11 protein-coding genes are annotated in these 26,330 nt (G+C 62.5%); 10 read left to right on the forward strand and 1 reads right to left on the reverse strand.

Features of this window, described 5'->3' with window-relative positions; genetic code table 11:
• Window positions 1-83 precede the first annotated feature (83 nt).
• The 8 genes from ACFSDX_RS14970 to ACFSDX_RS15005 all read left to right on the forward strand — a co-directional run bounded on the left by ACFSDX_RS14970 (window position 84) and on the right by ACFSDX_RS15005 (window position 13,851).
• Window positions 84-3,083: a DEAD/DEAH box helicase gene (locus tag ACFSDX_RS14970; protein WP_382314912.1), complete on the forward strand. Its 3,000-nt coding sequence runs from the start codon at window positions 84-86 to the stop codon at window positions 3,081-3,083.
• A 132-nt stretch (window positions 3,084-3,215) separates the two neighbouring features.
• Window positions 3,216-4,556 carry a hypothetical protein gene (locus ACFSDX_RS14975; RefSeq protein ID WP_382314913.1) on the forward strand — a complete coding sequence of 447 codons (1,341 nt, stop codon included), beginning with the start codon at window positions 3,216-3,218 and terminating at the stop codon, window positions 4,554-4,556.
• Between the two features lie 66 nt (window positions 4,557-4,622).
• Window positions 4,623-5,081 (forward strand): hypothetical protein, encoded by a 459-nt coding sequence (locus tag ACFSDX_RS14980; RefSeq protein ID WP_382314914.1) that lies wholly within the window; start codon window positions 4,623-4,625, stop codon window positions 5,079-5,081.
• A 166-nt stretch (window positions 5,082-5,247) separates the two neighbouring features.
• Complete coding sequence (locus tag ACFSDX_RS14985; protein ID WP_382314916.1) at window positions 5,248-6,723, forward strand: hypothetical protein; 1,476 nt, start codon at window positions 5,248-5,250, stop codon at window positions 6,721-6,723.
• A gap of 90 nt (window positions 6,724-6,813) precedes the next feature.
• Entirely contained in the window at window positions 6,814-10,476 is a 3,663-nt protein-coding gene (locus ACFSDX_RS14990) for a hypothetical protein (RefSeq protein ID WP_382314918.1), read from the forward strand.
• Window positions 10,457-11,767: a hypothetical protein gene (locus tag ACFSDX_RS14995; RefSeq protein ID WP_382314920.1), complete on the forward strand. Its 1,311-nt coding sequence runs from the start codon at window positions 10,457-10,459 to the stop codon at window positions 11,765-11,767. Before ACFSDX_RS14990 ends, ACFSDX_RS14995 begins: the two co-directional genes overlap by 20 nt.
• 4 nt (window positions 11,768-11,771) lie before the next feature.
• Window positions 11,772-13,181: a hypothetical protein gene (locus ACFSDX_RS15000; protein ID WP_382314922.1), complete on the forward strand. Its 1,410-nt coding sequence runs from the start codon at window positions 11,772-11,774 to the stop codon at window positions 13,179-13,181.
• 4 nt (window positions 13,182-13,185) lie between these two features.
• On the forward strand, window positions 13,186-13,851 hold the full coding sequence (locus tag ACFSDX_RS15005; RefSeq protein WP_382314924.1) for a hypothetical protein: 666 nt from the start codon (window positions 13,186-13,188) through the stop codon (window positions 13,849-13,851).
• Between the two features lie 63 nt (window positions 13,852-13,914).
• On the opposite strand, the gene ACFSDX_RS15010 is transcribed toward ACFSDX_RS15005, so the two are convergent.
• Entirely contained in the window at window positions 13,915-15,270 is a 1,356-nt protein-coding gene (locus ACFSDX_RS15010) for a hypothetical protein (RefSeq protein WP_382314926.1), read from the reverse strand.
• A gap of 115 nt (window positions 15,271-15,385) precedes the next feature.
• Between ACFSDX_RS15010 and ACFSDX_RS15015 the strand changes: the two genes are divergently transcribed.
• A complete protein-coding gene (locus tag ACFSDX_RS15015; protein WP_382314928.1) occupies window positions 15,386-15,826 on the forward strand; it encodes an SRPBCC family protein in 441 nt (146 codons plus the stop codon).
• A 536-nt stretch (window positions 15,827-16,362) separates the two neighbouring features.
• A complete protein-coding gene (locus ACFSDX_RS15020; protein ID WP_382314929.1) occupies window positions 16,363-26,310 on the forward strand; it encodes an IPT/TIG domain-containing protein in 9,948 nt (3,315 codons plus the stop codon).
• Window positions 26,311-26,330 lie beyond the last annotated feature (20 nt).

Consider the following 26,330-nt stretch of genomic DNA (forward strand, 5'->3'; position numbering starts at 1 on the left):
ACACTATGTTGCGTAATGGAGTAAGCTGAGCGAATGTGCACTTTTAGCTTTCGGGCCTAACTTGCACGTTCTCGTGTTCAGCTATGAATGTTTCTACCGCGCAACCTTTTCAACTCGTCTACTCGCTGTTCGCGCACGAGTACCTAGGGCACCTGTTTACGGCGCACGTAGTGCAGCTCGGGCCGCGCGGGCAACTAACGCTGCAACACCAGACGGTATCTTCTAAAAACGCGCCCGAGTTTGCCGCTGGCTTGGAGGACGACGACTACGAATTGATTAAACTTTGCGATGAATTGCAGCAGGAGGCAGTAATCAAGGAGTTTTGGCCGCGTAAAATCACGACGGCCGAGTTTTTTCTGAAGATTTACCATCCTGAAAAAGGCGATAAGCCGCTGCAAGAAGCCATTTCGCGCCACGTCCAAACGCGCCTAGGTCGTTTGCTGGCCGGCCTGCAAGACAAGCAAGTGTTCATCATGGGCCGCGATGGCGAACCCACCTGGCGCGAGCTGAAGCTGGCCCCTACTCCCGCTTCCATCCTATTTCACTTTCGGCGCAACGAGGAAGGCACGCATTACTTTCCCACGATTCAGTATCAGAATCAGCGGCTTGACTTTCAGTTCAAGAACGCCGTTCTGGTGTGCCAACAGCCGGCCTGGCTGATGGTCGATAACGTGCTCTACCACTTCCGCCACGACGTGGACGGCCGCAAATTGCTGCCGTTTCTGAGTAAGAAATTTATCGTGGTGCCGCGGGCGGTGGAGAAAAACTACTTCCAGAAGTTCGTGGCCCCGCTCATGGAGTCGTTTGACGTGCACGCGCGCGGCTTTGATATCCGCACCGAGCGCTACCTGGCGCGGCCGCAACTCACGTTTTCGGACGTGCCGCCCGTGCCGGCGGGTGGCGTGCCCACCGTGCCCGTGCGCCCGCCCGGCCCCCCTAGGCGCGGCCGGGTGCCGCTGCCCAAGCCCGTGGTAGTACCCGGCGCCGGCACCGACGAAGCGCCCCTCTTTTTTAACCTTACCTTCCGCTACGGCGCCTACGACCTGCCCCTAACGCCGCCGCGCCCCATGAGCGTGCAATTGGAGGAAGATGCGGACTCCTATATTTTTAGGCGCCTACTACGCTCGGCCAAGGAAGAAAACGACCGCGCCGAAGAACTGCGCCAGCGCGGCCTACTACTCGATGCCGACGGCCACACCTCGCTGCCCAAGGCCGAAGCCTTTCGCTGGCTGCACGACAATGCCCCGGCCCTAGGTGAGCTCGGCTTTCAGGTGCAGGGCGGCGCCTCAGCCAGCCAGGACTATTTCATTGGTCCCGTGCGGGTTGAGGTCGGCATTGAGGAACGCGGCGATTGGTTCGATGTGCGCGGCACGGTCTGGTTTGGCGAGTATGCGGTGCCGTTTATCCGGCTGCGGCCCTACATTTTGCAGCGCCGCCGCGAGTACCGCCTGCCTAACGGGCAGGTCGCCTTCATCCCCGACGAGTGGTTTACGGACTACCTAGAGCTGTTTGCTTTTGCCGAAGAAACCGAAGGGCAGCCGCTGGCGCTGCGGCGCCATCACTTGTCGCTGGTTACTGATTTAGAGAATGATAACCTCGCCACCGTCACGCTCACGCGGCGGCTGGAGAAGCTGCGCGACTTCGCGGCCGTGGAAGACCGGCCGCTGCCAGTGGGCTTCCAGGGCACGCTGCGGCCTTATCAGCAAGCGGGTTACAACTGGCTACGCTTTGTGCAGGACTACCACCTCGGCGGCTGCCTGGCCGACGACATGGGCCTGGGTAAGAGCGTGCAAACGCTGGTGATGCTGCTCGAGCGCCAGGAAAGCCGGGCCAGTCAGGGAGCAGCTACGCTACTGGTACTGCCTACCTCACTGGTTTACAACTGGATGAATGAGGCGCGCAAGTTTACGCCTAGCCTACGTTTGCTGGCCTACACGGGCACCTATCGCGACAAAAACGTGGCCCAGTTTGCTGATTACGACATCGTGCTGACCAGCTACGGCATCGTGCGGCTCGACACCGAGCTGCTAGCCAGCTACCAGTTCGACTACGTGATTCTGGACGAGTCGCAGGCCATCAAAAACCCTTCTTCGACCACGGCGCAGGCCGTGCGGCAGCTGCGGGCGCGGCACCGGCTCATCCTCACCGGCACGCCGGTCGAGAACAGCACGATGGACTTGTGGTCGCAAATGACCTTTATCAATCCGGGCTTGCTGGGCACGCAGGCGTTTTTCCGCAAGGAATTTGTGAAGCCCATCGAGAAAAACCAGGACGAGAGCCGCACTAAAAAGCTGCACGCGCTTATCAAGCCTTTCGTGCTGCGCCGCCACAAAGCGCAGGTAGCCAGCGAGCTGCCTGAGAAAACCGAGCACCTCAGCTACTGCCCGCTCACCGAGGAGCAGCAGCAGTTTTACGAAGAAACTAAGAGCTTTTACCGCAACAAAATCCTCGAAACGCTGGAGGGCCACGCCCCTACGCCGGCCGGCGGCACCCAGCTGCTGCTGCTGCAAGGCCTCACGCGCCTGCGCCAAATAGCCAACCACCCGCGCCTCGCCGACTCCACTTACGAGGGCGAATCGGGCAAGATGCGCGAGATTTTGCGCATGATTCGCAGCGTGGTAGCGGAAGGACACAAGGTACTCGTATTCAGCCAGTTCGTGCAGCACCTCACGCTGGTGCGCGCCGGCCTCGACGAGCGCCAGCTCGCCTACGCCTATCTCGATGGCCACACCCGCGACCGCCAGGCCGAGGTCGAGCGCTTCCAAAACGACCACGACCTCAAAATCTTCCTCATCAGCCTCAAAGCGGGCGGCGTGGGCCTCAACCTCACCGCCGCCGATTACGTCTTCATCCTCGACCCCTGGTGGAACCCGGCGGTGGAGGCCCAGGCCATCGACCGCGCCCACCGCATCGGCCAGCAGCGGCCGGTGTTCGTATACAAATTCATCAGCCAGGGCACAGTAGAAGAGAAAATCCTGGCCTTGCAGCGCCGCAAGCTACAACTGGTGAGCGACTTGATAACGACCGACGAGGCCGTGATAAAGTCACTGACGCGGGCCGATATCGAGGAGCTGCTGGGGTAGCCTGGGGAGGCTCGGGAATGGGAACGGTCTTTGCCCTGGGAAATCGGGAATGCCGAATACCAGCATCCGCTAAAAGGTCGTTACTTGCAACTAGAAGAGGAGAAAGCTTAGCCGCCCCACCCCCGTTTGCTTATGCCCAATCGATTGCCGGCCGCCGGCCTTTCCGCTAAAAATAAAGGCTATTTCGCCGCTATTGCCCTCACGCTACTGGCGGCGTGCACGCACGACAAAGAAGCCCGGCAGCGCCCGGACGCCACTGCGGCAGCGCCGGCCGCCGGCTCCACCAAGGTTAAGCTAAGCCAGCTCAACGTGTTCGTGGATATGTCGGGCGGGATGCAGGGCTTCGTGCACCCGGTGGCGGCCGGGGCCACGGGCAGCGGCTTTCAGCAAACGGTGACCGAGCTCTTGTCGGCCGTGAATGCCCAGAAAGCGACGCAGCCGGCCTACTATTTTTTCAAGGAAAGCACGCCCGCCGACGCCCGCCTGCTGGTGCCCAGCACCTACGCCGCCATGCGCAGCACGGTGAGCGGCGGCCTCAAAAACGCGGCGCGCGGCTCGGAGCTGCCCCAAATGCTGAGCGAAGCGCTGAAGCTGCAAGCCAAAAAACCGGGCACGGTGAGCTTGTTGATTTCCGATTTCATTTTCGCGCCCAAGGACAAAGGCCAAACTTGGGACGTGAAGACGTTTATCAAAGACGCGCTGAATGAGGTGGAGCCCGCCAAGCTGGCCGTGTCGGTATTCGCCAATACGTCGGACTACCGGGGCAATTTTTACCCCGGCAACCGCACCGGGCCGCAGAAGCTGAACGGCGAGCAGGTACCCTACTACATCTGGGTGCTCGGCGACCCGGCCCTGGTGGCCCAGGCCGATGCCGGGCTGCTGCGCAAGCTGGCCAGCCAGCCCCAAGCGCACTACAACGTAGACTTTGCGCCTGCCTACGCTGTGCTCGATTACCTCGACCCCACCGGCAGCTGGATGGTGCCTACCCCCGATGCGCCGGGCGAAGCACCCCGCGTAGTTTTCACGAAAAAGCCCACCGCCGGCCAGCCGGCCGAGGCCGTCATTGGCCTGAATCTAAGTACGCTACCGCCCAGCCAGGCTAGCCAAGCCAGCCTGAAAACGCTGCACCTAACCGCCCACGACGCCGCCCCAGCCACGTTGGCGCGGGTGTGGCCGCTCGCCCAGGAGCCCGCCGCCAAGGCCCAGCCGGCCCTCACCAAGTACACCCACTTTGCCCGGCTGCGCTTTGCGGGGGCCCCGGCCACCCGCGCCACGCTGCGCCTCGAAATGGTGCGGCCCGCGGCGGCTTGGATAGCCGGCTACTCCACCAACTCAGACAGCAACCTGAAAGCACAGGGGCCCAAAACGTTTCACCTGCGCGAGGTGCTGGCGGGGGTAGATGAATACTTTGCTAACGAGCCCAGCGCCCAGCGCCTTTTCAGCCTGCCGGTAGAGGTCGAAACCCGCCGCTAGGGCTGGCCACCTCACTTTTTTCACTCGTATATGCAGCCGCGCGGGGTCGCGGCTCCTCTTTTCCGTATGTTTCAACAGCTCTTTACGTCCCTCTACGAAGCCCTGCTGGGCCTACCCGAACCGGCTTTGCTCACGCAGGCCTTTGAAAACAGTATTTTCCCGGGCGTGGGCCTGGCCACGCTATTTGGTATCGCGCTGATAGGGGCTTTGTTTTTTTACCTGGTGCTGAATCGGGTGCTGACTACCCCCTTTTACCAGACCAAGCACTGGCTGGTGATGCTGCTAGTACTAGCCATCGCGGCCGGAGCCCTAGGCTGGTTTCAGGCGCGCTCGGTGGTGTACGAGGCGCTGGACGCCAAAGGCATCGTCATTCCGGCGGGCAGCGAGTCGGCCTACTCGCGCTACGTGCTGGGCTTCACCTTCGTGAATGCGCTGTTCGGGGCCTTGTTTTTCGTAGTATGGTCGTTCGTGGTGAAAGGCTTGTCGCCGAATGCGAAAGTGACGCCGGTGCGCTGGCCCAATTAACCAAGTCAAAAACGTCTGTCATGCTGAACGTAGTGAAGCATCTCTACTGCTTCATCCAAACCCGTTCAACGAAGCGATAGAGATGCTTCACTACGTTCAGCATGACGACCGTAATTTATTATTTTCTGACTCAGCAATAAGTCTGTTAGCTAACCGCTAAATAACAATGCCTAAGCTATATATTTTCGGTATCGGGGGCACCGGCTCCCGCGTTATCCGCTCGCTCACGATGCTGCTGGCGGCCGGGGCCACTGTCGAAAACTGCGACAAAGTGGTGCCCATCATCATCGACCCCGACGCGCAAAACGGCGACATGACCCGCACCGTGGAGCTGCTCAAAACCTACGAGCGCCTGCGCAAGCAGCTGCGCCCGGCCCCCGCGGCCGGCGAGTTTTTTGCCACCGAAGTGCAAACCCTGGCCGGCATGGCCGCCAGCGAAAACCAGCCCCGCGATGCCCGCGTGAAGGAAACCTTCGCCTACAACTTCGGCGGGATGGACGAGAGCTACCGCGACTTTTTGCACTACGACGATATGCCCGTCGAGAGCCGCTACCTCACCGACCTGCTCTTCACGCCCGCCAACCTGAGCAGCAAGCTCACCGTGGGCTTTAAGGGCAGCCCCAACGTGGGCAGCGTGGTGCTCAACCAATTGATGACCTCGCCCGAGCTGGAGTTTTTTGCCAACTCCTTTGCCGAGGGCGACCGGATATTCTTTATCTCGTCCATCTTTGGGGGCACGGGCGCGGCGGGCTTCCCGCTGCTGCTCAAGAACCTGCGCGACCCGCGCACCAAGCTGCCCCGCGCCGAGCTACTGAACACCGCTCCGATTGGGGCGCTCACGGTGCTGCCCTACTTCAACTTGCTGGCCGACGATGGCAGCGCCATCGACTCCAACGCCTTCATTACCAAGACGAAGGCTGCCATGTCGTACTACCAGCAGAATCTACAGAAGCTCAACTCGCTCTACTACCTCGGCGACCAAAGCACCGGCCAGATGGCCAACCACGAGGGCGGCATCCGGCAGCAAAACAATGCCCACTTCATCGAGCTGGTGGGCGCGCTGGCCGTGTTGGATTTCATGCGCCAGCCCGCTGATTACCTAACTAATAACCAGCCGCTGCACTACGAGTACGGCCTGGAGGAGGACACCCGCCAAGTCAATTTCAAGGCCCTGGACCCCGGCCAGACCTTCCGGCACGTGGCCCGGCCCCTCACCCAGCTGCAACTGCTGGCCCTGTGGTGCCGCCACCACCTGCCCCACACTCAGGAGGCACCCTACGCCAACCACTTGCAGTTGCCCCGCGCCTGGCGCGATGAGGACTTCTACCAGCAATTGCAGCGCCTGCTGCAAGACCCGCAGTTTGGCTTTGAGGCATGGCTGCGTGAGTTGCAAACCAACGAGCGGGCTTTCGTACCCTTCGAGGACCCCGCGCTCTCGACCGAGCACCTCAACCGCGTAGTAAACGGCCAGCCGACCCCTACCGGCTTCTTCAACAAGGGCTTGACGCGCGACTACCTGCGCGGCGAACTCAACAAAGCCCTACCCAAAGCCGTGGCCACGGCCGATGGCCCGGCGGCGTTCATCCACGCCTTCAGTGAAGTGCTGGGCAAGGCGGTAGCGGAGAAAATACCGGGGATGTAAGTGATTTTTGGCAAGGCCGAAATAGTAGCGCCATGCTGAGCAAAGGCGCAGCCGCAGCATGACATTCTAAAAATACATAAGCTATTATCTATGAGCAAGATATTACGTCTCCACAGCGGGGGCAACGAGCAATACCGGGGCTGGCAGGAGTCGAACCAAATCACCAAAACGGTGATTGACGAGAACATTTTGGACCCGGCGGGTGGCAACGCCCGCCGTACCACCACTGCTATTCCTACCCCTTTTGGGCAGCTACATTTGCTGAAGGCGGCCTTTGAGTTTGCGGCTAAGAACCCGGCCGGCAACTCCATGTACCACCGGCTAGTGAGCCAGTGCTGGGATTTGCTCGAATTCCTGTTCTACGCCAAAGACACCGACGCCTACCGCCTGCGCTTCGTGCCCTGGAAGCGCGCCGAGCAGCTCGAGCGGCTGCAAGCCAACCCGCGCACCGCGCTACTGGGCCGTACTCTAGACCTGTATATGGCCGACGACCGCCACTTTACGGGTGTGGAGACGCTGTTCTTGATTTTTGCCGAGCACAAGAATGGGCAAGACCGCCGCCTGTTGGGGGCTACCTCACCCTTCACGCTGGTGTTTGCGCACCCGGCGTTGCAGCCGCTGCCGGTGGCCCGCAAAAACGGCCAGGGCCAGTATTTCGACCAGACAGCGGTGCCGCTGACCGAACGGCCCGGCCCGTTTCAGGACTACGTCTACGGGCTGTTTACGGTGCGGCGCGAGCTGCGCGAGCCGTTTTTTGCGGGCAGCGTGTACGCCTACTTGCAGGCGCTGCCAAATGGCCAGCAGCGCGTAAATCAGCTCGACCAGCGGGGCCTTACGGCGGAGGCTTTTCAGGCCCCCTACGAGGAGTGGCACGATGACAACGGCAACCCTGTGGAAGTGCGCGGCATCCGACTGGGGCGCCTGAGCCAGGCCCAGCAGGCGGCCAGCAGCGACTGGTTTATCGTGCCCAACCCGGCGCTGCGGGCGGCCCACCCGCGCCCGCCGCTGGTACTGCGGCCGGGCCTCGATTTGCGAGGCTCCAATTACTTTGCCGGCACGCCCGGCAATGGCACCTCGGTGGTGGGCTACGCGGCCCCGGCCGGCCAGGAAAAGCTGGGTAGCCGCGAGCTGCCCGGCCTAGGCGAGCTGTATCCGTACTTGACGGTGAACGACTTACTCGAAGACGTGCTGGTGGAAGTGCCCTTCGCCGTGAACCGCGAGAAGTACTACTTTGGGGAAGTGCTGGCCGAGCCGGGCCAGACCTTGGAGCAGCGCCCCTTCCGCTACCTACTGCCCCTGAAGCGGGCGTATTTCGATTATTTCAAGCCCGAAGACCTGGACCGTCAGCTGCGGCTCACGGTGTTTTCCAACCACGTGCAGGCTCAGCTGACACTGCCGGTGTCGGGCGGGCGCACGGTGCTATACGAGCGCCGCTACGCCCTCCCCGGCCCCGGCCAGCCCGCCGAGCAAGCAGTGGCCCCGGCCCCCAGCCAAAGCGCCGACAAGCCCTACGGCGGTGGCCGCGTGAGCGCCCGCCTGCAAATCGGGGTGTTCCCGTTCTACAAGTTTGCGCCGCCGCTCGACGCCTACAACAACGCCTACTCGGTGATGCTGGCCGAGCAGAGCGAAACGGCCGCTGCGCCCGCGCAGTTGCGGTTTCTCACGTACTCGGCCACCGGCGGGCCGCAGGAGCTGGGCGCGGCCACCGGCGGCGCGCTGCGCGGCGTGGTATCGCGCTCGCGGCAGCTGCGCTCGCCGCTCAGCCCGGCCAGCACCTATTACGAAGTGCGCGGCACGCACTTCGACTTACTGGAAGTGAGCGTGGCCGGCGGCGGGGGCTTCGGTAGCCAACCCGCTACGGGCCTGCTGGCCCCGCGCTGGCGCACCGACGTGGGCGGCACCACCCAATTCACGTTTGCCGTGGACTTCGGCACCACTAATACCCACGTGGCCGTGGCCGCCGATGGCGCGGTGGCCGAGGCCCTTACCATCGGCAGCGAGCGCGAGCTGCAAACCGTGCTGCTGAGCCAGCCCGAGCCGGTGGGCGACTACGACCTGCCTTCGCGCTACCAAGTGCGGGCTTTCCCTAGGGCGTCGCTGCTGCAAAACCGCGAGTTCGTGCCTTCTTTTATTGGCATCCGGGGGGCTGAAACCAGCTTTCCCATCCGCACGGCCACCTGCGAAACGCCGCGCTTTGCGGCTGAGGGCGACCCGCTGCTCTTTGGCGATGCCAACGTGGGCTTCTACCTCAGCCGCGACAGTGAGCTGTACAACCAGCCCGAAGACGGCCGCTACGAAACTAATCTGAAGTGGAACACCGACGGCGGCACCAACGCGGAAGCCGCCAAAAACCGGGTGCGCCTCTACTTCCGCGAGGTGCTGCGGCTGCTCAAGCACAAAGCAGCCCTCAATGGCGGCGACCTCAACCAGGTGCGCCTTGTCTGGTCGTACCCGCTGAGCATGGACTTCGGCGTGCAGGCGTTTTTTGAGCAGGTGTGGCAGCAGGAATACGAGCGCGCCTTCGGGCGCTTCCCCACTGATAAGCAGCTGGATAAGATTCCGGAGTCGCTGGCCCCCTACCTCTACCTCAAGAAGGAAGGCAAAATAGTACCTACCCAGGGCGACAGCGTGGTGAATATCGACATTGGCGGCGGCACTACCGACGTGCTGCTGCTCAACGGCTTGCAGCCCGCCGCTACGTTCTCGTTCCGCTTTGCCGGCGACGTGCTCTGGGGCGACCCCGGCCTGACCGGCTCCGATGGCCAGCGCCAGCACAACGGCCTGCTCTACTACTACGTGAGCCGCACGGCGCACACACCCGTGAGCCCGCAAGCGGCCGAAGCGCGCAAGGTGTTTGTGGCAGCCCTCAAAAACCCGCGCACCGGCTCGGCCGACCTCGTAAGCTTACTCTTCAACTTCGATGAGCAGCTGAATTTCAGCCAGCACGTGCGCGAAGCCAAGCAGATGCGGGTGCTGCTGCTGCTGCACTACGCGGCCATTCTGTACCACGTGGGGCAGGTGTGCCGCGCCAGAGGCTTTACTGAGCTGCCGCGCCACGTCACGTTCAGCGGCAAGGGCAGCACGTACCTGCGCCTGCTCGACCTCAGCCCCAACCTAGGCACCATCAAACGCTTTGCTCAGCGGGTGCTGGAGTTTGCCAGCGGCCTGCAAGTACCCCACGATTTTGAGTTGGCGCTGGTGAAAGATGCTAAAGAAGCCACCGCCAACGGCAGCACCCTGCGCTGGGACGGCAACGGCGGCCTGGAGCTGGAGCGCCTCATGCAAGGCGCGCCCGGCAACCGGGGCGCCGAGCTAGGCGACATGCTGAGCAAGCTCGAATTTGTGCTGCCCGGCAACGAAGTGTTTGCCCCCCTTGACCCCGCCGCCGCGCCCGCACCCGATGCCGTAGCCACCATCCGGCGGCCGGTGCTGGTGAGCGAGGCCGGCGACCTGCGCGAGGGCGTGCTGGCCAACGCCCGCAACCTGCTCGATTTCCTGACCCAGGACCGCGACGACGGCGTGCAGGACCTGCTCGGCCGCCTCAACATCGAGCTGGATGCTGACTTCGTGCGCAGCTTCCTCACCAGCCGCTTCAAGGATAGCCTGAATGCGGGCTACAACGCGCTGATAACGGCCAGCAAAAAGCCGGGCGACAAACTCCCCGAGTCTCTGTTTTTCTTCGCCTTCCGCGACGCGCTGTTCAAGCTGTCGCAAGAGCTTTACCGGAAATACTATGCTGCGCAAACTGTATAAGCTGGCCTTGCTGCCGGCCCTGCTGGCACTGGCCGCCGGCCCCGAAGCGGTGCTGGCCCAGGGCCAGCCGGCTGGCACCCTAGGTACCACTGTGGGGGCTGCCGCGCCGGAAGCCGCCATTTGGGCAGCCACGGCGCGGTACGTGTACCAAGACGACCCAGAACTGAAAGCGCTGCTGCCGGACTTGCTAGCCACCGTAAAAGAGAACTCTATTGAGGGCTTTAAGCAGGGGCTGAACAAGGCCGTGAAACTGGAAAACAAGAAGCCGAAAGACAGCCACGTCTTCATGTTTCAAACCAAGGTTTTTGAGAAAGTGCGGCAGCAGAACCCGGCCAATGCGCCGGCGCTGGTGGCCGCCATTGGCAAAGAATTGGTAGCCAAACACCCTGAGCGCCAGAAGGAACCCGCTTTTCAGAATTTCCTGGCAGAAATAAACCGCTTAGCTAAGCCCGCTACTACGGTGGCGACCGCGGCCGCCGACACTACGCCCGCCGAAGCTGCTGACATTCCGATGAGCCAGATTGGTGCGGACTCGACGGCTGCTTCGGCGCCTTTGGTTGCTACAGCCTCCCTAGGGTCGGTAGCGACGCCGCCAGCTAGTCAGTGGCTTTGGCTCTCGCTGGCGCTGTCGGCGCTGAGCCTGGCGGGGGTGTTTCTACTTTGGAGCAAGCTGGGCAACACCCGGCGCGAGCTGGAGCGCATCAAGGGAAACTGGGAAAACAGCAGCGCCAAAAGCACAAATGGCAAAAGCATTCAGGCCGCTGACCTAGCCAAGGCCATCGAGCGGGAAGTAGGCCGACAGTTGTCGCCGCGCACCGGCGCTAAGCCGGTCACCCCGGCGCCCGCCGTAGCCGCCGCGCCGCAACCCGCACCCGTGCTTGCTACGCCACCCGCGCCCGCCGCGCCGCCAGTAGCCCCCGAGCCCGAACCCGAACCACTGGCCCTGGCGCCTACCCCGCCCCCCGCCCCCCGCATACGCACGCAGTACGTGGGCGAAGCGCCGTTCAACAACAGCTTTCCGGCGCGGGCCCTGAGCGACCAGCCGGGCACGTACAGCATGTTTGCCATCGAGAGCAGCGAGGAGCAGCCCGAGCAGGGCACCTTCGCCGTGACGGGCAACCTGGCCAGTCACGTGCGCGACCACCGCAGCGTGCTCGAGCCCGTGTGCGAGTACGTGGGCGGCTACCCGCTGGGCAGCGAAACCCGCGTCATCACGGAGCAACCCGGTATAGTGCACCGCCGGGGCGACGACTGGCAGGTAACTCAGCGCGCCAAAGTGCGCTTCGAGTAGGGGTATGGAGATTCTGGAATGGTTGGTCCTGATGCTCATCATCGGGTTTCAGGCGCGGGCTTTTTGGCAGGGGCGGCAGGCCAGCGCGCAGCTGGCGGCGCTGTTCCCACCTAGCGCGGCGCTGCACCTCACGCGCCACCTCGACGAGGCCACCGGCCAGCAGGTCGATGTACTCGAAGCGCCGGCCGGGGCCACCGCCGAGTTTGCCGACGTGGTGCAGGGCACCAACGCCTACCTGCTCAAAAACAAGGGCACCGCCGACTTCGACATCCTGCAAAGCATTGCCGAGCGCCGCGCCGTGGCCCTCGATGCCGAGGTGCAGAGCGGCACCTCGGCCCCACTCTTTATCGGGCTGATGGGCACCTTCCTAGGGGCTATTCTGGGGCTGGCCGGGCTGCTGGGCGGCAGCGGCAGCTTTGGCGAAACGGCCATCCAGGGCTTTTTGCGGGGCGTGACGGTAGCTATGATTGGCAGCCTCTGCGGGCTAGGCCTCACGCTGTGGGGCAACACACTGTACAAGGCCGCCCGGCGCCAGAGCGAGCAGCGCCGCAACGACTACTACACCTTTTTGCAGGTGCAGCTACTCCCCATTCTGCACTCCGATATGGCGGGCAGCCTCGGCACGCTCAAAGCCGTGCTGGACTCCTTTAACCAGGAATTTCTGAGCAAGATTTACGAGTTTGGTCCCATCGTGCGGGCCCTGAACGAGAACATCACGGTGCAGAAAAACTTTCTAGAGGAGCTTCAGAAAGTGGGCTACACCCAGATGGCTAATGCCAGCATTCGGGTGTTCGACAAGGTGGCCGAGAGCGCGCACCACTTCGAAAATTTCCTGGCCTACCAGCAGGAACTGAACCAGACGCTGCGCAACGGCCAGCAGGTGGCCACTAGTCTCACCAGCCTCCTAGGTCGCCTCAGCGGCCTCGAAAACGGCCTCAACCAAGTGCCGGCCCTGGTGCAGCAGCACGCGGGCACGGTAGAGGCGCAGCTGAAATTCTTCCGCCAGAACCAGGCCGAAATGGACCGCCTGGCTCGGCAGGGCGAGGCCTTTATGGACGAGAGCTACCACAAGCTAGCCACCGTGATGCGCCAGCGCATGGCCGTGCTCACCAAAGAATCTGATGAAGCCGCCGGCGTGCTCGAAGACCATTTTCGCACGCTCAACAAGGAGAACGTGTACGAGCGCATTGTGCAGTACCTGAGCCCGTTCAGCGAGCTACCGGCCCAGCAAAAGCTACTCAATCAGCTTCAGGAAAAACAAGCCGCCCAAACGGCCCGCGCCCTGCAAAGCCTGGAAGCTCGCATCGCGGCCGACAAGGATATGCAACTGGCTCTGATGCAGCAGGTAGCGCAGTCCAACGCCCTGCTCACCAAGCTCACCGAGCGCAACTGGCTCCAACGCATGGTGGGCTAACGCGATGCAAGACCGTAACAACTTCTTCTGGCCCAGCTACGTCGACCTGATGACGGCGCTGTTTTTGGTTATGCTCGTGCTGTTTGTGCTGAGCTATAAGCGGTTCCAGGACAAGAACGTCGGCCTGGAGCAAGCCAAGCACCGGCTCGAAATGCAGCTTCAGGAAAAGAAGAAGCTAGACGAAATCCGCGCTGCGCTCAAACGCCTTGAGGACCCGCGCTACTTTGCCTACAACCAGCGCTACAAGCGCTACGAGCTCAATTTTCCGGTTGAGTTTCAGGCCCAACGCTACGACCTGCCGGCCGAGGCGCGCCAGCCGCTCATTGAAGCCGGGCGCTTTTTGCTGCGCCAGATGCAGGCCCTCGACCGCGCCGACAACGTGCAGTACCTCGTGGTAGTAGAGGGCCGCGCCGCCAAAAACCCGACCCTGCCCGACACCGACCCACGCAACCTCGACGGCGCAGCCGTGCGCCAGCTCAGCTACAACCGCGCCATGGAGGTCATCCGCCTCTGGGAAAGCGCCGGCCTGCGCTTCCCCACCAACCTGGAGCTGGTGGCGGCCGGCAGCGGCTTCAAGGGCGTGGGCCGCTACACCGGCTTGCTCGAAGAAGCTAAAAACAAGCGCTTCATCATCCAGATTCAGCCCAAAATCGGCTCCCTAGGCAAGTAGCGCGGACTTTCAGTCCGCGAGTGCTAGCGGTAGAAACTCGCGGGCTAAAAGCCCACGCTACAGCTACTCAAACGTATTGGCCAGCAGCTTTTCCTGCCGCATATAGGCTATCTGATAATCTGCGTTGAACCGCACGCGCACCTTGGTACGCAACTGTTGGTTTTTGCGCAGCGATACCCGGTAGAGGCGCATGGTTTCGGTGAATGTGGCCGTGCGGCTGCCATCGGCGGCGGGCGTGCTCACGCGCAGGGTGCCGGGCTCAATCTGGGCCACGGCTTGCTGATTGTCCGGAAAAAAGCTGCGCGCCAGCTCGGCGTCGATGGCAGCGGGCGTCAGGTTCTGTTGAATGTAGAGCCGCTCGACCTGTGGCGCAAAGTGCTGGTCGGCGTGCAGCGGCGGCGCATACAAGTCGGCGTAGTAGGCGGCCAGCACCTCGCGCACCTTGGTGGTAGCCGCGTCGTCACTGGCTTCGGGCGCGGCCGGAATGGACCGGCTGGCGGCGGGCGCAGCGCTGGCTGGCGAAGTAGCAGCGGTGGCAGTAGCAGTGGCGGTAGTCGGCGGGCTGGTCGCCGTTTCCTCTTCGGGCGTTGCCTCAGCTTCGCTGGTTGCGGCGACGGGAGTTACCGCTTTGGTTTTACGCTTCTTTTTAGTGCTTTTTTTACTCTTTGCAGCTGGCTTAGGTGCGGCAGCTTCGGTAGGCGCCGGCTCGGCCGCCGGCAAAGTAGGGCTGGTCAGGCTTTCGTCGGGGTGGCTGGCCTGGGTGAAAAAGTAGGCCAGCGCCCCCGCCACGGCCAGGCCCAGCAGCAGCACCCAAAGCCAGCGCCCCGCCCCACCCGCGGTGGGTTCGGCTGGCGGTGCGCTGGCTTTGGGTGCTGCTGCTGGGCGGGCGGGCGGCGGACTAGCCGCTTCAACCAGCGGGTGGGGCGGGTAGAAGTTGGGCGTGGCCGGCTCCGAATAAAAGTTTGGCGGGGGCGCAGGCGTGGGTTTTGGCGGCGTGGGCTCGGCAGCGGGCTGCTGCCGCATTTGCGCCAGGTGCTCCTCGATGCGCTGGCGCGCCGCGGCATCGGCAGCCGAGGCGCGCGCCGGACTAGCGGGTGTAGGTGGCTCGGGTAGGGGCGCGGGTGGGCGGGCTGGACTAGCGGACGCAGGCGGCACGGGCGGTCGGGCCGGTACAGCAGGCGGCTGGTCGAACATAGCCAGCAACGACGGCAATTCTTCCTCGCTGCTGCTGGGCGCAGACGTGGTGGCCTGCTCAGGGGCAGCCGGCGCAACGGGAGCGACCGGCCCCGCGGCCCGCAGCTGCGCACTAAGCGTAGCAAATAGCTCGGGCGTGATGACGCCGGCCGCCAGGGCGGCTTCCAGCTGCTGCAGTTCGGTGGGGGTGCCGGGTGAAGGGCGGGGCGTGCGTTCGTCTGACATACAAGGGCTCCCGGCGGGCGCCGGCTTACTTTTCCTGCGCCAGCCCGTAAGTGAGCGGCGGGCGGGCCCACCAAATTACCGCCCCGGCTCCCATTGGGCCTGCCTACCCCTTCCTATGCACCTGCTTCTCCGTTTTTCCGTGGCCCAGCCGCCGGCCGTCGTCATGGCGGGCTTCACCCGCGAGCTTTTCGTGGCCCTGGCCCCGCCATTCCCTAGGTTCCATTTGATTCGCTACGACGGTAATAACACCGGCGACACGGTTATTATCGAGCTGCAAGTCGGCCCTAAGCGCTGGCGCTGGACCTCGCTCATTACCGACAACGGCGTGCTGCCCGATGGCACGCATTACTTTGTGGATGAGGGTCAAACGCTACCCGCACCGCTGCGGCAATGGCGACACCGCCACCTCATTGAGCCCGCGCCGGGCGGCGGCAGCGTTATTGTGGAGGATATCACGTTCAGCACCGGCCGCCGCTGGCTCGACTACATCATTTACCCCGCCATGTGGGCGCAGTTCAAGCTGCGCGGGCCGGTGTACCGGCGTTGGTTCAAGTAGCGCCAACAAGCAGTCGGGTCTGTGGCAGAAATCGGCATTGCTTCAGGCCTATCTGCTCAGAGTAATTTCCAGCTGGCCCGTCAGCACGAGCTTTAGGCACACCACGGGTTCGCGGCAGGGCGGCTCCCTGTGGCGGGAGGCAGCGTGCGTCTGTTCGCCCAGAACTTTCTAGTTCAACAAGTACCCTTTGGCTTACTCGGAAGGGGGTTGGCAAGGGGGTGGCAGCATGGCGCGCCTTACAGCGCGGTGGTAGCACTTCAGCTTTTGAAAGAAACCTGCTTTTCCAAAAGCTGAAGCGTATCTGCTATTCATACCCAGCGCACATGCGCTACTCGCCAGTAAGGGACTATGCTATTTATTGCATTATCACTAGCCCACAAGCTAGGTGATGCGCAAGCAATGCTGCAGAATTTTAAACAGTGTAAATAGCTAACTTATAGCAATTATACTACTAACTTGCACCGCCTATTGTCTAAATAGTAAAATATAGCAAGAAGCCCTAAATAAGTATAATAATTCCTTGCTAAAGCTATTATATGACTCTACGCTTACGCTTCCTTACTCACTCGCTGCTATTTGCCTTAACAACGTTTGCACTCCCTGCCGCGGCCCAGGTTACGTTTAGCACGCCCACTACATACGCGAGCGGCGGGCAAGGTACCAGCAATGTTCTTGCACGCGACCTGAATGGCGATGGCAAACCAGACCTCGTAGTAGTCAATCCAACTACCAATAACCTTGGGGTACTACTCAATTCAGGTACGGGAGTATTTCCAGCTACTGCCACTACCTATGCCAGCGGCGCGCGCGTGGGGGGCACGGCCGGCCTAGCGGTAGGCGATATAAACAACGACGGCTGGCCTGACCTGGTCACCGCGAACGGCTATGATAACACGGTAGGCGTACTGCTAAATTCGGGTACGGGCACGTTCGCGGCCCCCGCCACTACCTACCCAACGGGCGCTTCCAGCCGACCGGTCAACGTGGCCCTGGGGGATGTCAACAGCGATGGGCGGCTCGACATTGTGACCGCCAACTTGTTCAATTACACGGTTGGCGTGTTGCTGGGCCAAAGCACGGGGGGCTTTGCGGCGCCGGTTACCTACTCCAACCTAGGCTATGAGTCGGGCAGTGTGACGGTAGGCGATATCAACAGGGACGGGAAGCTGGACATTCTCATGGGGTCCTTGTATACCAACGTGATACTGGGCTACCACAATGACGGGAGGGGTGGGTTTGCGGCAGCACCCGTGTTTTACCTGCGGGGCCCGAGTGGCGGTGTCAACGACATCGACCTGGTCGATGTCAACAACGACGGCTTCTCCGACATTATTGGCGCCATCGGCGGCTTGCTTAATATCATTCAGGGTACGGCTACGGGAGTAGGAGTTGGTTATTCGTACGACTCGGGCCGGACTAGCATCGCCAAGGCGGCGGCGGAAGGTGACGTCAACCTGGATGGCCGGCTGGACGTGGTGGCGGCCAATGCCTCCAACAATACGGCCGCCGTGTTTCTCAACGCGGGCAACGCGGATATTCTGGCGGGCTCCTCGGCGCTCTTTTCAACGGGTGCCACCAGCGGCCCCACCGACGTGGCCATTGCCGATGTGAACGGCGATACGAAGCCGGATATAATTACGGCTAATGCCACGTCTGGCACGATTGGCATCCTCCTAAATATCAGCATACTGACTACAGCCACGCCGGTTGTTGCGGGCGTATCGCCCAGTAGCGGCGTGCCGGGCACCGTAGTTACCATCACGGGCACTAACCTGGCGGGTACTACCGGCGTCACCTTCAACGGCGTACCTACGACGAGCCTGACGGTGACTAGCAGCAACAGCGTGACGGCCTACGTGCCCGTGGGCGCTACCACCGGCGCGGTGCAGGTAGTGTCACCCACGAGTGCGGTCACTAGCCCCACTACATTCACTGTCACCTCCATTCGGCCGGACGTGGCCGTGAGCGCTACCCCGGCGGGGCCGCTGAGTGGGTGCAGCAGCCCTACGCTTACGGCAGCGGCCACCTTGAAGCCCTTCCTTCCCCCCGGAACCGGCCTCAACGGGACGGCCTTCGCTACGGTGGTACAGCCCGATGGCAAAATACTCGTGGCGGGCTATTTCGACCGCTTTAATGGCGTCACCCGCGGCGGTGTTTTGCGCCTAAACGCCGACGGCACTCTGGACGCCACCTTCGCCCCCACGGGCACGGGCCTGAACTACGACGTGCGCACTATGGCTCTGCAGGCCGATGGCAAAGTGCTCGTGGGCGGCTACTTCACCAATTATAACGGTACGGCCGTAGCCTACCTAGCCCGCCTCAATGCCGATGGCACGCTCGATACGACGTTCCGGCAGAGCGGCACGGGCTTCGACGGGTTTGTGCAGGAAATTACCGTGCAGCCCAATGGCAAAATCCTGGTGGGGGGCAATTTCACCAACTACAACAGCAACCTACGGGTAGCATTGGCTCGGCTCAATGCCGATGGCACCCTCGATACGGGCTTCGTTTTGCCCGGCTCGGGCATCGTGGGTACTGTAAGTGCCATCATTGTGCAGCCCGATAGCAAGCTGCTGATTGGCGGCTACCTGCAAACGGTGAACAACGTGGCGCGCGGGAGCATCATTCGCCTAAATGCGGATGGCTCGCTCGATGCGACTTTCACCTCTACCAATGGCGTGGTAAATAGTACCGTTTTGGCAATGGTGCGGCAGCCCGATGGCAAAATAGTGGCCGGGGGTGGCTTCACGAGCGCGAGCGGTGCCCCTATCACCCTAGGTCGGCTCGCTGCCAACGGCACGCTGGACAGAACGTTTGCCATGACGGGTTTTGGGTTTAGCAATTCCATTAACACCCTGGCTCTGCAGCCTGACGGCCGCGTCGTGGTGGGCGGCATCTTCACCAGCTACAACGGCATCGTGCGCAACCGCCTAGCCCGCATCAATGCCGACGGCACCCTAGATACTTCCTTTGCCCCTACGGGCGCTGGCCCCGGTACCGGGGCCGAGGAAGTGGCTTTGCAGCCCGACGGCAAAGTAGTCGTAGTAGGAAGCTGGACCAACTTTAACGGAGTCGCGCACCCGCGAATAGTGCGGGTGACCAGCGATGGCACTCTCGACGAGACGCCTACCCCGGCTGCGGGCGCTACCTACGTCTGGTCACCGGGCAGCAGCACCGGGGCCACCGTGGTGGCCGCCACCACGGGCGGCACCTATCAGGCCACGGCCACCGTAGCCGGCTATTCCTTCAGCTCGAATGCGGTTACGGTCACGGCGTGCACGACTGTGCCGCTGGCCATTACGGCCGTGTCGCCGGGGGCGAATACGCGGGGCGTGGGGCGCCTGAGCCCCGTGCAGATTACCTTCAACCAAACGCTGGCCAGCAGCTCGGCGGCGGCGCTGAAGGTGTACTCGGCCCAGCGCGGCGGACTACGCACCACGGCCAGCCCCGTGGTAGTGGCGGGCAGCACCCTAACGTACACGCCCGCCGCCACGCTGCCCTTCTGGCCCGGCGAAACGGTGCGCAGCACCATCACCACGGCGGCGGCCGGCACGGCCGGCAATACCCTGGCCCGGCCGCGGGTGCTGCAGTTTACTGCGGCCGTAGGCGGCACGGGTACGGGCAATTTTAGCAGCACGTATAATGTCACGGTGCAAACAGCCAGCGGCGGGGCTACCAACCCTACCCTAGGCGACGTAGACAATGACGGCGACCTCGACTTACTTACCACCAGCGGGCTCGGGACGGGCACGGTAAACGTGCGCCTCAACAACGGCTCGGGTACTTTCAGCGGCAGTCAAAACGTGGTGGTGGGCTCTTTCCCGACGGAAGTAGCGCTAGCCGACGTGGACGGTGACGGCAACCTCGACCTGCTCGCCGTGAACAGCATCACCCGCGTTGGCTCGGTGAGCGTGCGCCTCAACAACGGCAATGGCGTCTTCCGAGGCACTCAGGATGTGGCCGTCGGCAGCGGCCCGCACGGCTTCGCGGTGGGCGACCTCGACGGCGACGGCGATATCGACTTTGCCGTAGTCAATGAATTCAACAACTCGGTGAGCATTAGCCTCAATGATGGGGCGGGGACTTTCGGCCTGGCGTCGAGCCTGGCCACCATTGGCTCGCCCCAAACCATCATTACCGGTGACATCGACGGCGATGGCGACCTAGACCTGATTGTGAGCGGCATCGAAGGCACAACGCTGAATGTGCTGCTTAATGGGGGTAGCGCCACCTTCAGCAATGGCCCGAACATCGCGGTGGGTACCTACCCCTATCGGCTGGCGCTGGGCGACGTTGACAGTGATGGCGACCTCGACCTGCTGGCGGCCAACAACAATCTAGGCAAAGCAAGTACCGTGAGCGTGCGCCTCAACAATGGCACGGGCACCTTCAGCAGCGCTACCGATGTGGCCGTGGGCGTGGGTGCCCGCGACCTGAAGCTGGGCGACGTGGACGCGGATGGTGACCTCGACCTGGTGGTGGCCAACTACGGCGATGCGCTCGGCATCGCGGGCACTACCGTGAGCGTGCGGCTCAATAACGGCACGGGCAGATTCAGCGCGCCCGCTACCAACCCTGAACTGACGGTAAACTCGGGCCCTTTTAACGTGCAGCTGGGCGACGTGGACAATGACGGCGACCTGGATTTGCTGGCGTCCAATTCATCCGCCATCGTCAACGTGCGCCTGAACGGCATTACCCCGCCACCGGTACCCACTATTACCAGCTTCTCGCCGGCCAGCGGCATCGTGGGCACCCTCGTGACGGTGACTGGCACGGGGTTAACGGGCGCATCGGCCGTGACGCTCAACGGCGTGGCCGTACCCGCCTACTCGGTCGTGAATGCTACTACGCTCACGTTCAGCGTACCAGCAGGTAGTTCCTCGGGCGCAATTACGATTACGACGCCGGGCGGCACGGCCAGCAGTGCCACCCCGTTTGCGGTACTCAACCCGGTGCCGGTGCTGAGCAGCATCTCCCCCAACCGGGTGCTGGTCAACAGCGGTAGTTTTACCCTGACGGTGAACGGCACGGGGTTCGTACCGGGCTCGGTTATTAATTTTCTCCGGGGCCCAGTGGCCACCACTTTTGTATCGAGCACGCAGCTGACGGCTAGTATTCCAAGCACGGAACTGACCGGGCTGGCAGTTTTCAACGTGACGGTCACCAGCCCCACGCCGGGCGGGGGTGCTTCGGAGGGCCAGCGGTTTGAGATATACTTACCGGCCCCTACTATCGCGGACTTTACGCCCACCAGCGGGCCCGTGGGCACTACGGTCACGGTAACGGGCACCAATTTTCAGTTGGTGAACTACGTGGGGCTGGCGGCCCAGGCCAATGCTACGTTCACCATTATTGATGCGTCGACGCTGACGTTTGTGGTGCCAGCCGGCGCGGTCAGCGGGCCAGTGAGCGTGCGTACGGCCAGTGGCACGGCCACGAGCGCCGCTACTTTCACAGTCATCGTGCCCAATGCGGTGCCAGTAATTACGAGCCTTTCGCCGAGCCTGGTTGAGGCGGGCAGCGGCGGATTTAACCTAGTGATTGAGGGCTCGGGCTTCCTTAACAGCTCGGTGGTGCGCTTCAACGGGCTGGTGCTGGCCACTACCTATACCTCGGCCACCCAGCTTACGGCCCAAGTGCCGGCTAGCGCCGTGGCGAGCGCCGGCTCGTTTGGCGTGACGGTCACGAGCCCCGCACCGGGTGGGGGCACTTCAGCCGCGGCGACGTTTACGGTCACGACCCCCGTGCCCGCGCCACCTACGCCGACACCTATTCCCGTTCCGACACTGATGGCCCTCACGCCCGCCAGCGGACTGGTGGGCACCACCGTGACGGTGACGGGCACTAACCTCACGGGTGCGACGGCCGTGCTGCTTAATGGCGGGCCGGTGGGCAGCTTTACCGTAGTGGATGCGGCTACGCTCACTTTCGTGGTGCCGGTTGGGGCCACCAGCGGCCTGGTAGCCGTCACTACCCCCGGTGGCACGGCTACCAGCCCGGGCAGTTTCACGGTGGTGCTCCCAACTCCGACCATCACCAATCTGACTCCTAACGCAGTGGTGGCGGGCAGCAGCGACTTCAGCCTGGTAGTAAACGGCACTGGATTCCTGCCGAACTCGGTAGTCACTTTTAATGCCACAGCGCTGGCAACTACCTACGGCTCGGCCACCCAACTCACCGCGCAGGTACCGGCGGCAGCCGTTGCCACGGTGGGTACCTACGGTGTCACGGTAGCTAACCCCAGTGCAGCGCAAGGGGGGACTTCGGCGAGCGTTCCGTTCCAGGTCATTACGCCGGCCCCAGCGCTGGTGAGCTTTACTCCCAGCAGCGGCCTAGTGGGCACCACCGTAACCGTGATGGGTACCAACCTAGCAGCGGCTACAGCGGTAACGTTGAATGGTGCTAGCGTGAGCAATTTTACAGTGATAAATGCCACGACCCTCACGTTTGTGGTACCTGCCAGCGCCACCAGCGGCCTAGTGACCGTGACGACGCCAGGCGGTACGACCACCAGTGCTACTCCGTTCACGGTAGTGCAGCCCAACCCACTCCCCACGCTAGCGAGCTTGTCGCCTAGCTCCGTCGTGGCTGGCAGCCCGGCTTTTATCCTCACGGTGACGGGTACGGGCTTTAGCAGCGGCTCGGTAGCGACCCTCGACGGAGCTGCCCTAGCTACCACCTACCAGTCGGCTACGCAGCTCACGGCCGCGGTACCCGCCAGCGCCGTGGCAATGGCCGGCAGCTACGGCATCGCGGTTACTAGCCCTACCCCTGGTGGGGGCACCACCGCCGAATTAGCCTTGACAGTAACAATCCCGGCTCCCGTCATTACCAGCTTCACGCCGGCTAGTGGCCTGGTGGGCACGACCGTTACGATGCTGGGCGCCAATTTCAACGGAGCCACCGCGCTTGCGCTAAACGGGGTTGCCGTGCCCAGCTTCACGGTGGTCAGCGCGGCGGCCTTGTCGTTTGTGGTGCCGGCCGGGTCTAGCTCGGGCCTAATTAGCCTAACGACACCCGGCGGCACGGCTACCAGCAGCACCAGCTTTACGGTTATCGCGCCCAACCCCATTCCAAGCATTAGCAGCTTGACCCCGGCTTCGGCAGTAGCTGGCAGCAGAGCCATTACCTTAACTATCAATGGCCGTGATTTCCTTACGGACTCGGAAGTAAGTTTTGCGGGCACCCCCCTGGCCACAACGTATAGTTCACCTTTGCAGCTGACGGCCCTGCTGCCCGCAACGGCCTTAGTCAGGGCTGGCAGCTACGACGTGCTCGTGACTAACCCGCTACCCGGCGGCGGAACCTCGGCTCCGGTAGCATTCACCGTTACGACCCCTGCCCCGACGCTCGTAAGCTTCAGCCCGGCAAGCGGGCTAGTGGGTACCCTGGTAACAGTGACGGGTACTAACCTAGCCGATGTAACGACTGTGACACTCAACGGCCTGAGCGTCGGTAGCTTCACCGTAGTGGATGCTACCAGCCTCACGTTTGTGGTGCCTGCTGGCGCCACCTCAGGTCTACTCACTATTACGACCCCGGGGGGCACGGCCACGAGTAGCAGCAGCTTTACGGTGCTGTTGCCCAACCCGCTGCCCACGCTAGCGAGCTTGTCACCTAGCTCTGTCGTGGCTGGCAGTCCTGCCTTTACCCTGACGCTGACGGGCACCAACTTCGTAAGCAGCTCGGTAGTGCAGCTGGCAGGCGCAAACCTCCCTACTTATTATCAATCAGCGACGCAGCTCACGGCTGAGGTGCCAGCCAGCGCGGTAGCGGTGGCTGGTAGCTACGGCATCGCGGTGGCCAACCCCGGCCCCGGCGGGGGAGCCACCGCTGAGCTGCCCTTGGTAGTGACCGTACCAGTGCCCACGATTACCAGCTTTACGCCGGCTAGTGGCCTGGTGGGCACGACCGTTACAGTACTAGGCACCCATCTCAACGCAGCTACCGCGCTCATGCTGAATGGCTTGCTGGTAAGCGACGTTACCGTGGCCAGCGCCACAACTTTATCATTTGTAGTGCCGGCCGGAGCCAGCTCGGGTTTGATTAGTGTGGTTACGCCGGGCGGCATGGCTACCAGCGCTACCGCATTTACGGTTATTCTGCCCAATCCTACCCCAACAATTACCAGCTTGACGCCCGCCACGGCGGTAGCTGGTAGCGGCAGCCTAACCCTGACCCTAACGGGCAGCGGCTTCCTAGGGGGCTCGGTGGTAAGTTTTGCTGGCACCAGCTTGAGCACGGCCTACGTATCGGCCACGCAGCTAACGGCTACGTTGCCTGCAGGCGCCCTAGGCACGGCGGGCACCTATGAGGTGCTCGTGACTAATCCGGCCCCGGGCGGGGGAATTTCGGCTCCGGCCCCGTTCACGGTTACAACGCCCGCCCCAACGCTGGTGAGCTTCACTCCCGGCAGTGGGTTGGTTGGTACCAGTATCACCCTCACCGGCACCAATCTACTAGGCACTACAGCTGTCTCACTTAATGGCGTTAGCGTGGGAAGCTTTACGGTGGCAAATGCCACGACGCTCACGTTTACAGTGCCAGTTGGGGCTACGTCGGGGGCTATTACGGTCACTACGCCTGGGGGCACGGCTATCAGCGCCGCTGCTTTCACTGTTTTACTGCCTACGCCAACCATTGCGAACCTAACGCCGGGAAGCGTAGTGGCGGGTAGCGCGGCCTTTGCGCTCACGGTGACGGGCACTGGCTTTGTAAACGGCTCGGTGGTCAGCTTTGGGAACACTGTGCTCAGCACGACGTACGGCGCGCCTACCCAGCTTACGGCCCAGGTGCCCGCCAGCTTAGTAGCTACTGCTGGGCCGGTGAGCGTGGTGGTAGAGAACCCCTCACCCGCACAAGGTGGGGCATCTGCCGCGGTAACGTTTACGATTACGGCTCCGGCCCCGGCCATACCTGCGCCAACGCTACTGAGCTTCACCCCGGCCAGCGGCCTGGTAGGCACGGCGGTGACGGTGACGGGTACTAACCTGACCGGTACTAGCACCGTGACCTTGAACGGCAGCAGTGTAAGCAGCTTTACTGTAGTGGATGATGCTACGCTCACTTTCGTAGTACCGGCTACCGCTACCTCAGGGCTGCTCGGTGTAACGACCCTAGGGGGCACGGCCACCAGCGCCGGCAGCTTTACGGTGCTGCTACCAAACCCCGCTCCGCTCATTAGCAACCTAAGTCCCAGCTCGGCGGCAGCGGGTAGCGGGGCCGTGGCCCTCACGGTGACGGGCACAGGCTACGTGAGTAGTTCTGCTATCCAGTTCAATGGGGTGCCGCTGCCAACTACTTTCCTATCGGCTACACAGCTCACGGCCACCATTCCGGCCACTGCCTTGGCTACCGCCGGCACGTATGCCGTGACTGTGGCGAATCCGGTACCGGGTGGCGGTAGCTCGCCTAGCGCAGACTTCACCGTAACAACGCCCGCTCCGACGCTGGTGAGCTTCAGCCCAGCTAGCGGCCCCGTAGGCACGCTGGTAACGGTAACGGGCACCAACCTACTGGGTGCCACAACTGTCACTCTTAATGGTGCTTCCGTGGGTTCGTACAGCATTACGAACGCTACCAGCCTCACGCTTACTGTACCGGCGGGCGCTACCAGCGGACCGATTGCCATGACTACCCTCGGGGGCACTGCCACTAGTTTGGCCGTCTTCACAGTTATTGTACCGAACCCCGCTCCGGCCCTGAGTAGCCTCTCGCCCAGCACCATAGAGGCCGGCAGCAACGACTTTACGCTGGCCCTGACCGGCACAGGTTTTAGTACCGGCTCGGTAGTTCTGTTCAATGGGGCCGCCTTGGCTACCACCTACGTGTCAGCTACGCAGCTCACGGCCCAGGTGCTGGCCAGCGCCGTAGCAACAGCCGGCAGCTACGACGTAATCGTGCGTAACCCGGCGCCGGGGGGAGGCAGCTCGGCCGCGTTGCCTTTTGGCGTGACGGCACCTGTACCCACCCCCACCATCAGCAGCTTTACGCCCACTAGTGGCGGAACTGGGACGCTGGTGACGGTGACGGGCACCAACCTACTCGGCGCGACGCAGGTGCGCATTGGCAGTGTGCTAATCCCCACCTTTACCGTGGTGTCGGCCACCAGCCTAACGCTGGTGGTGCCCGCTAGCAGTGGAGTAGTCAGCGGCTACCTCACCATCACAACGCCGGGCGGCACGGCTACCAGCGCCACGGTTTTCAGTGTAGTGCTAGCCACCACTACCAGCCAAGCCCAAGCCCAAGCCCAACTGCAAGTGTATCCGAATCCTTTCCACAGCAACCTAACGATTGTTGTGCCAGGTACCGGGCCTATTAAAATAATGCTGCGCGATGTGACTGGCCGCGTAGTGCTGCCGCTCACACCCTTACCAACGAGCAAGCAGTTGGACCTACCTAGTGACCTGCCCGCAGGAGTATACCTGTTGGAAGTACGCAAAGGCGACGCTACTACGGTACGCCGCTTGGTAAAACAGTAACCTAGCAACTTGCTCGCTAC

This window comes from Hymenobacter bucti, assembly GCF_042681145.1.
Lineage (GTDB): Bacteria > Bacteroidota > Bacteroidia > Cytophagales > Hymenobacteraceae > Hymenobacter > Hymenobacter bucti.

What these genes read in the sequence shown, in the direction of transcription:
- ACFSDX_RS15015 (WP_382314928.1), top strand. Translation starts at nt 15,386, where the DNA reads ATGCACCTGCTTCTCCGTTTTTCCGTGGCCCAGCCGCCGGCCGTCGTC.
- ACFSDX_RS14995 (WP_382314920.1), top strand. Translation starts at nt 10,457, where the DNA reads ATGCTGCGCAAACTGTATAAGCTGGCCTTGCTGCCGGCCCTGCTGGCA.
- ACFSDX_RS14975 (WP_382314913.1), top strand. Translation starts at nt 3,216, where the DNA reads ATGCCCAATCGATTGCCGGCCGCCGGCCTTTCCGCTAAAAATAAAGGC.
- ACFSDX_RS14985 (WP_382314916.1), top strand. Translation starts at nt 5,248, where the DNA reads ATGCCTAAGCTATATATTTTCGGTATCGGGGGCACCGGCTCCCGCGTT.
- ACFSDX_RS15005 (WP_382314924.1), top strand. Translation starts at nt 13,186, where the DNA reads ATGCAAGACCGTAACAACTTCTTCTGGCCCAGCTACGTCGACCTGATG.
- ACFSDX_RS15020 (WP_382314929.1), top strand. Translation starts at nt 16,363, where the DNA reads ATGACTCTACGCTTACGCTTCCTTACTCACTCGCTGCTATTTGCCTTA.
- ACFSDX_RS14970 (WP_382314912.1), top strand. Translation starts at nt 84, where the DNA reads ATGAATGTTTCTACCGCGCAACCTTTTCAACTCGTCTACTCGCTGTTC.
- ACFSDX_RS14990 (WP_382314918.1), top strand. Translation starts at nt 6,814, where the DNA reads ATGAGCAAGATATTACGTCTCCACAGCGGGGGCAACGAGCAATACCGG.
- ACFSDX_RS15010 (WP_382314926.1), bottom strand. Translation starts at nt 15,270, where the DNA reads ATGTCAGACGAACGCACGCCCCGCCCTTCACCCGGCACCCCCACCGAA.
- ACFSDX_RS14980 (WP_382314914.1), top strand. Translation starts at nt 4,623, where the DNA reads ATGTTTCAACAGCTCTTTACGTCCCTCTACGAAGCCCTGCTGGGCCTA.
- ACFSDX_RS15000 (WP_382314922.1), top strand. Translation starts at nt 11,772, where the DNA reads ATGGAGATTCTGGAATGGTTGGTCCTGATGCTCATCATCGGGTTTCAG.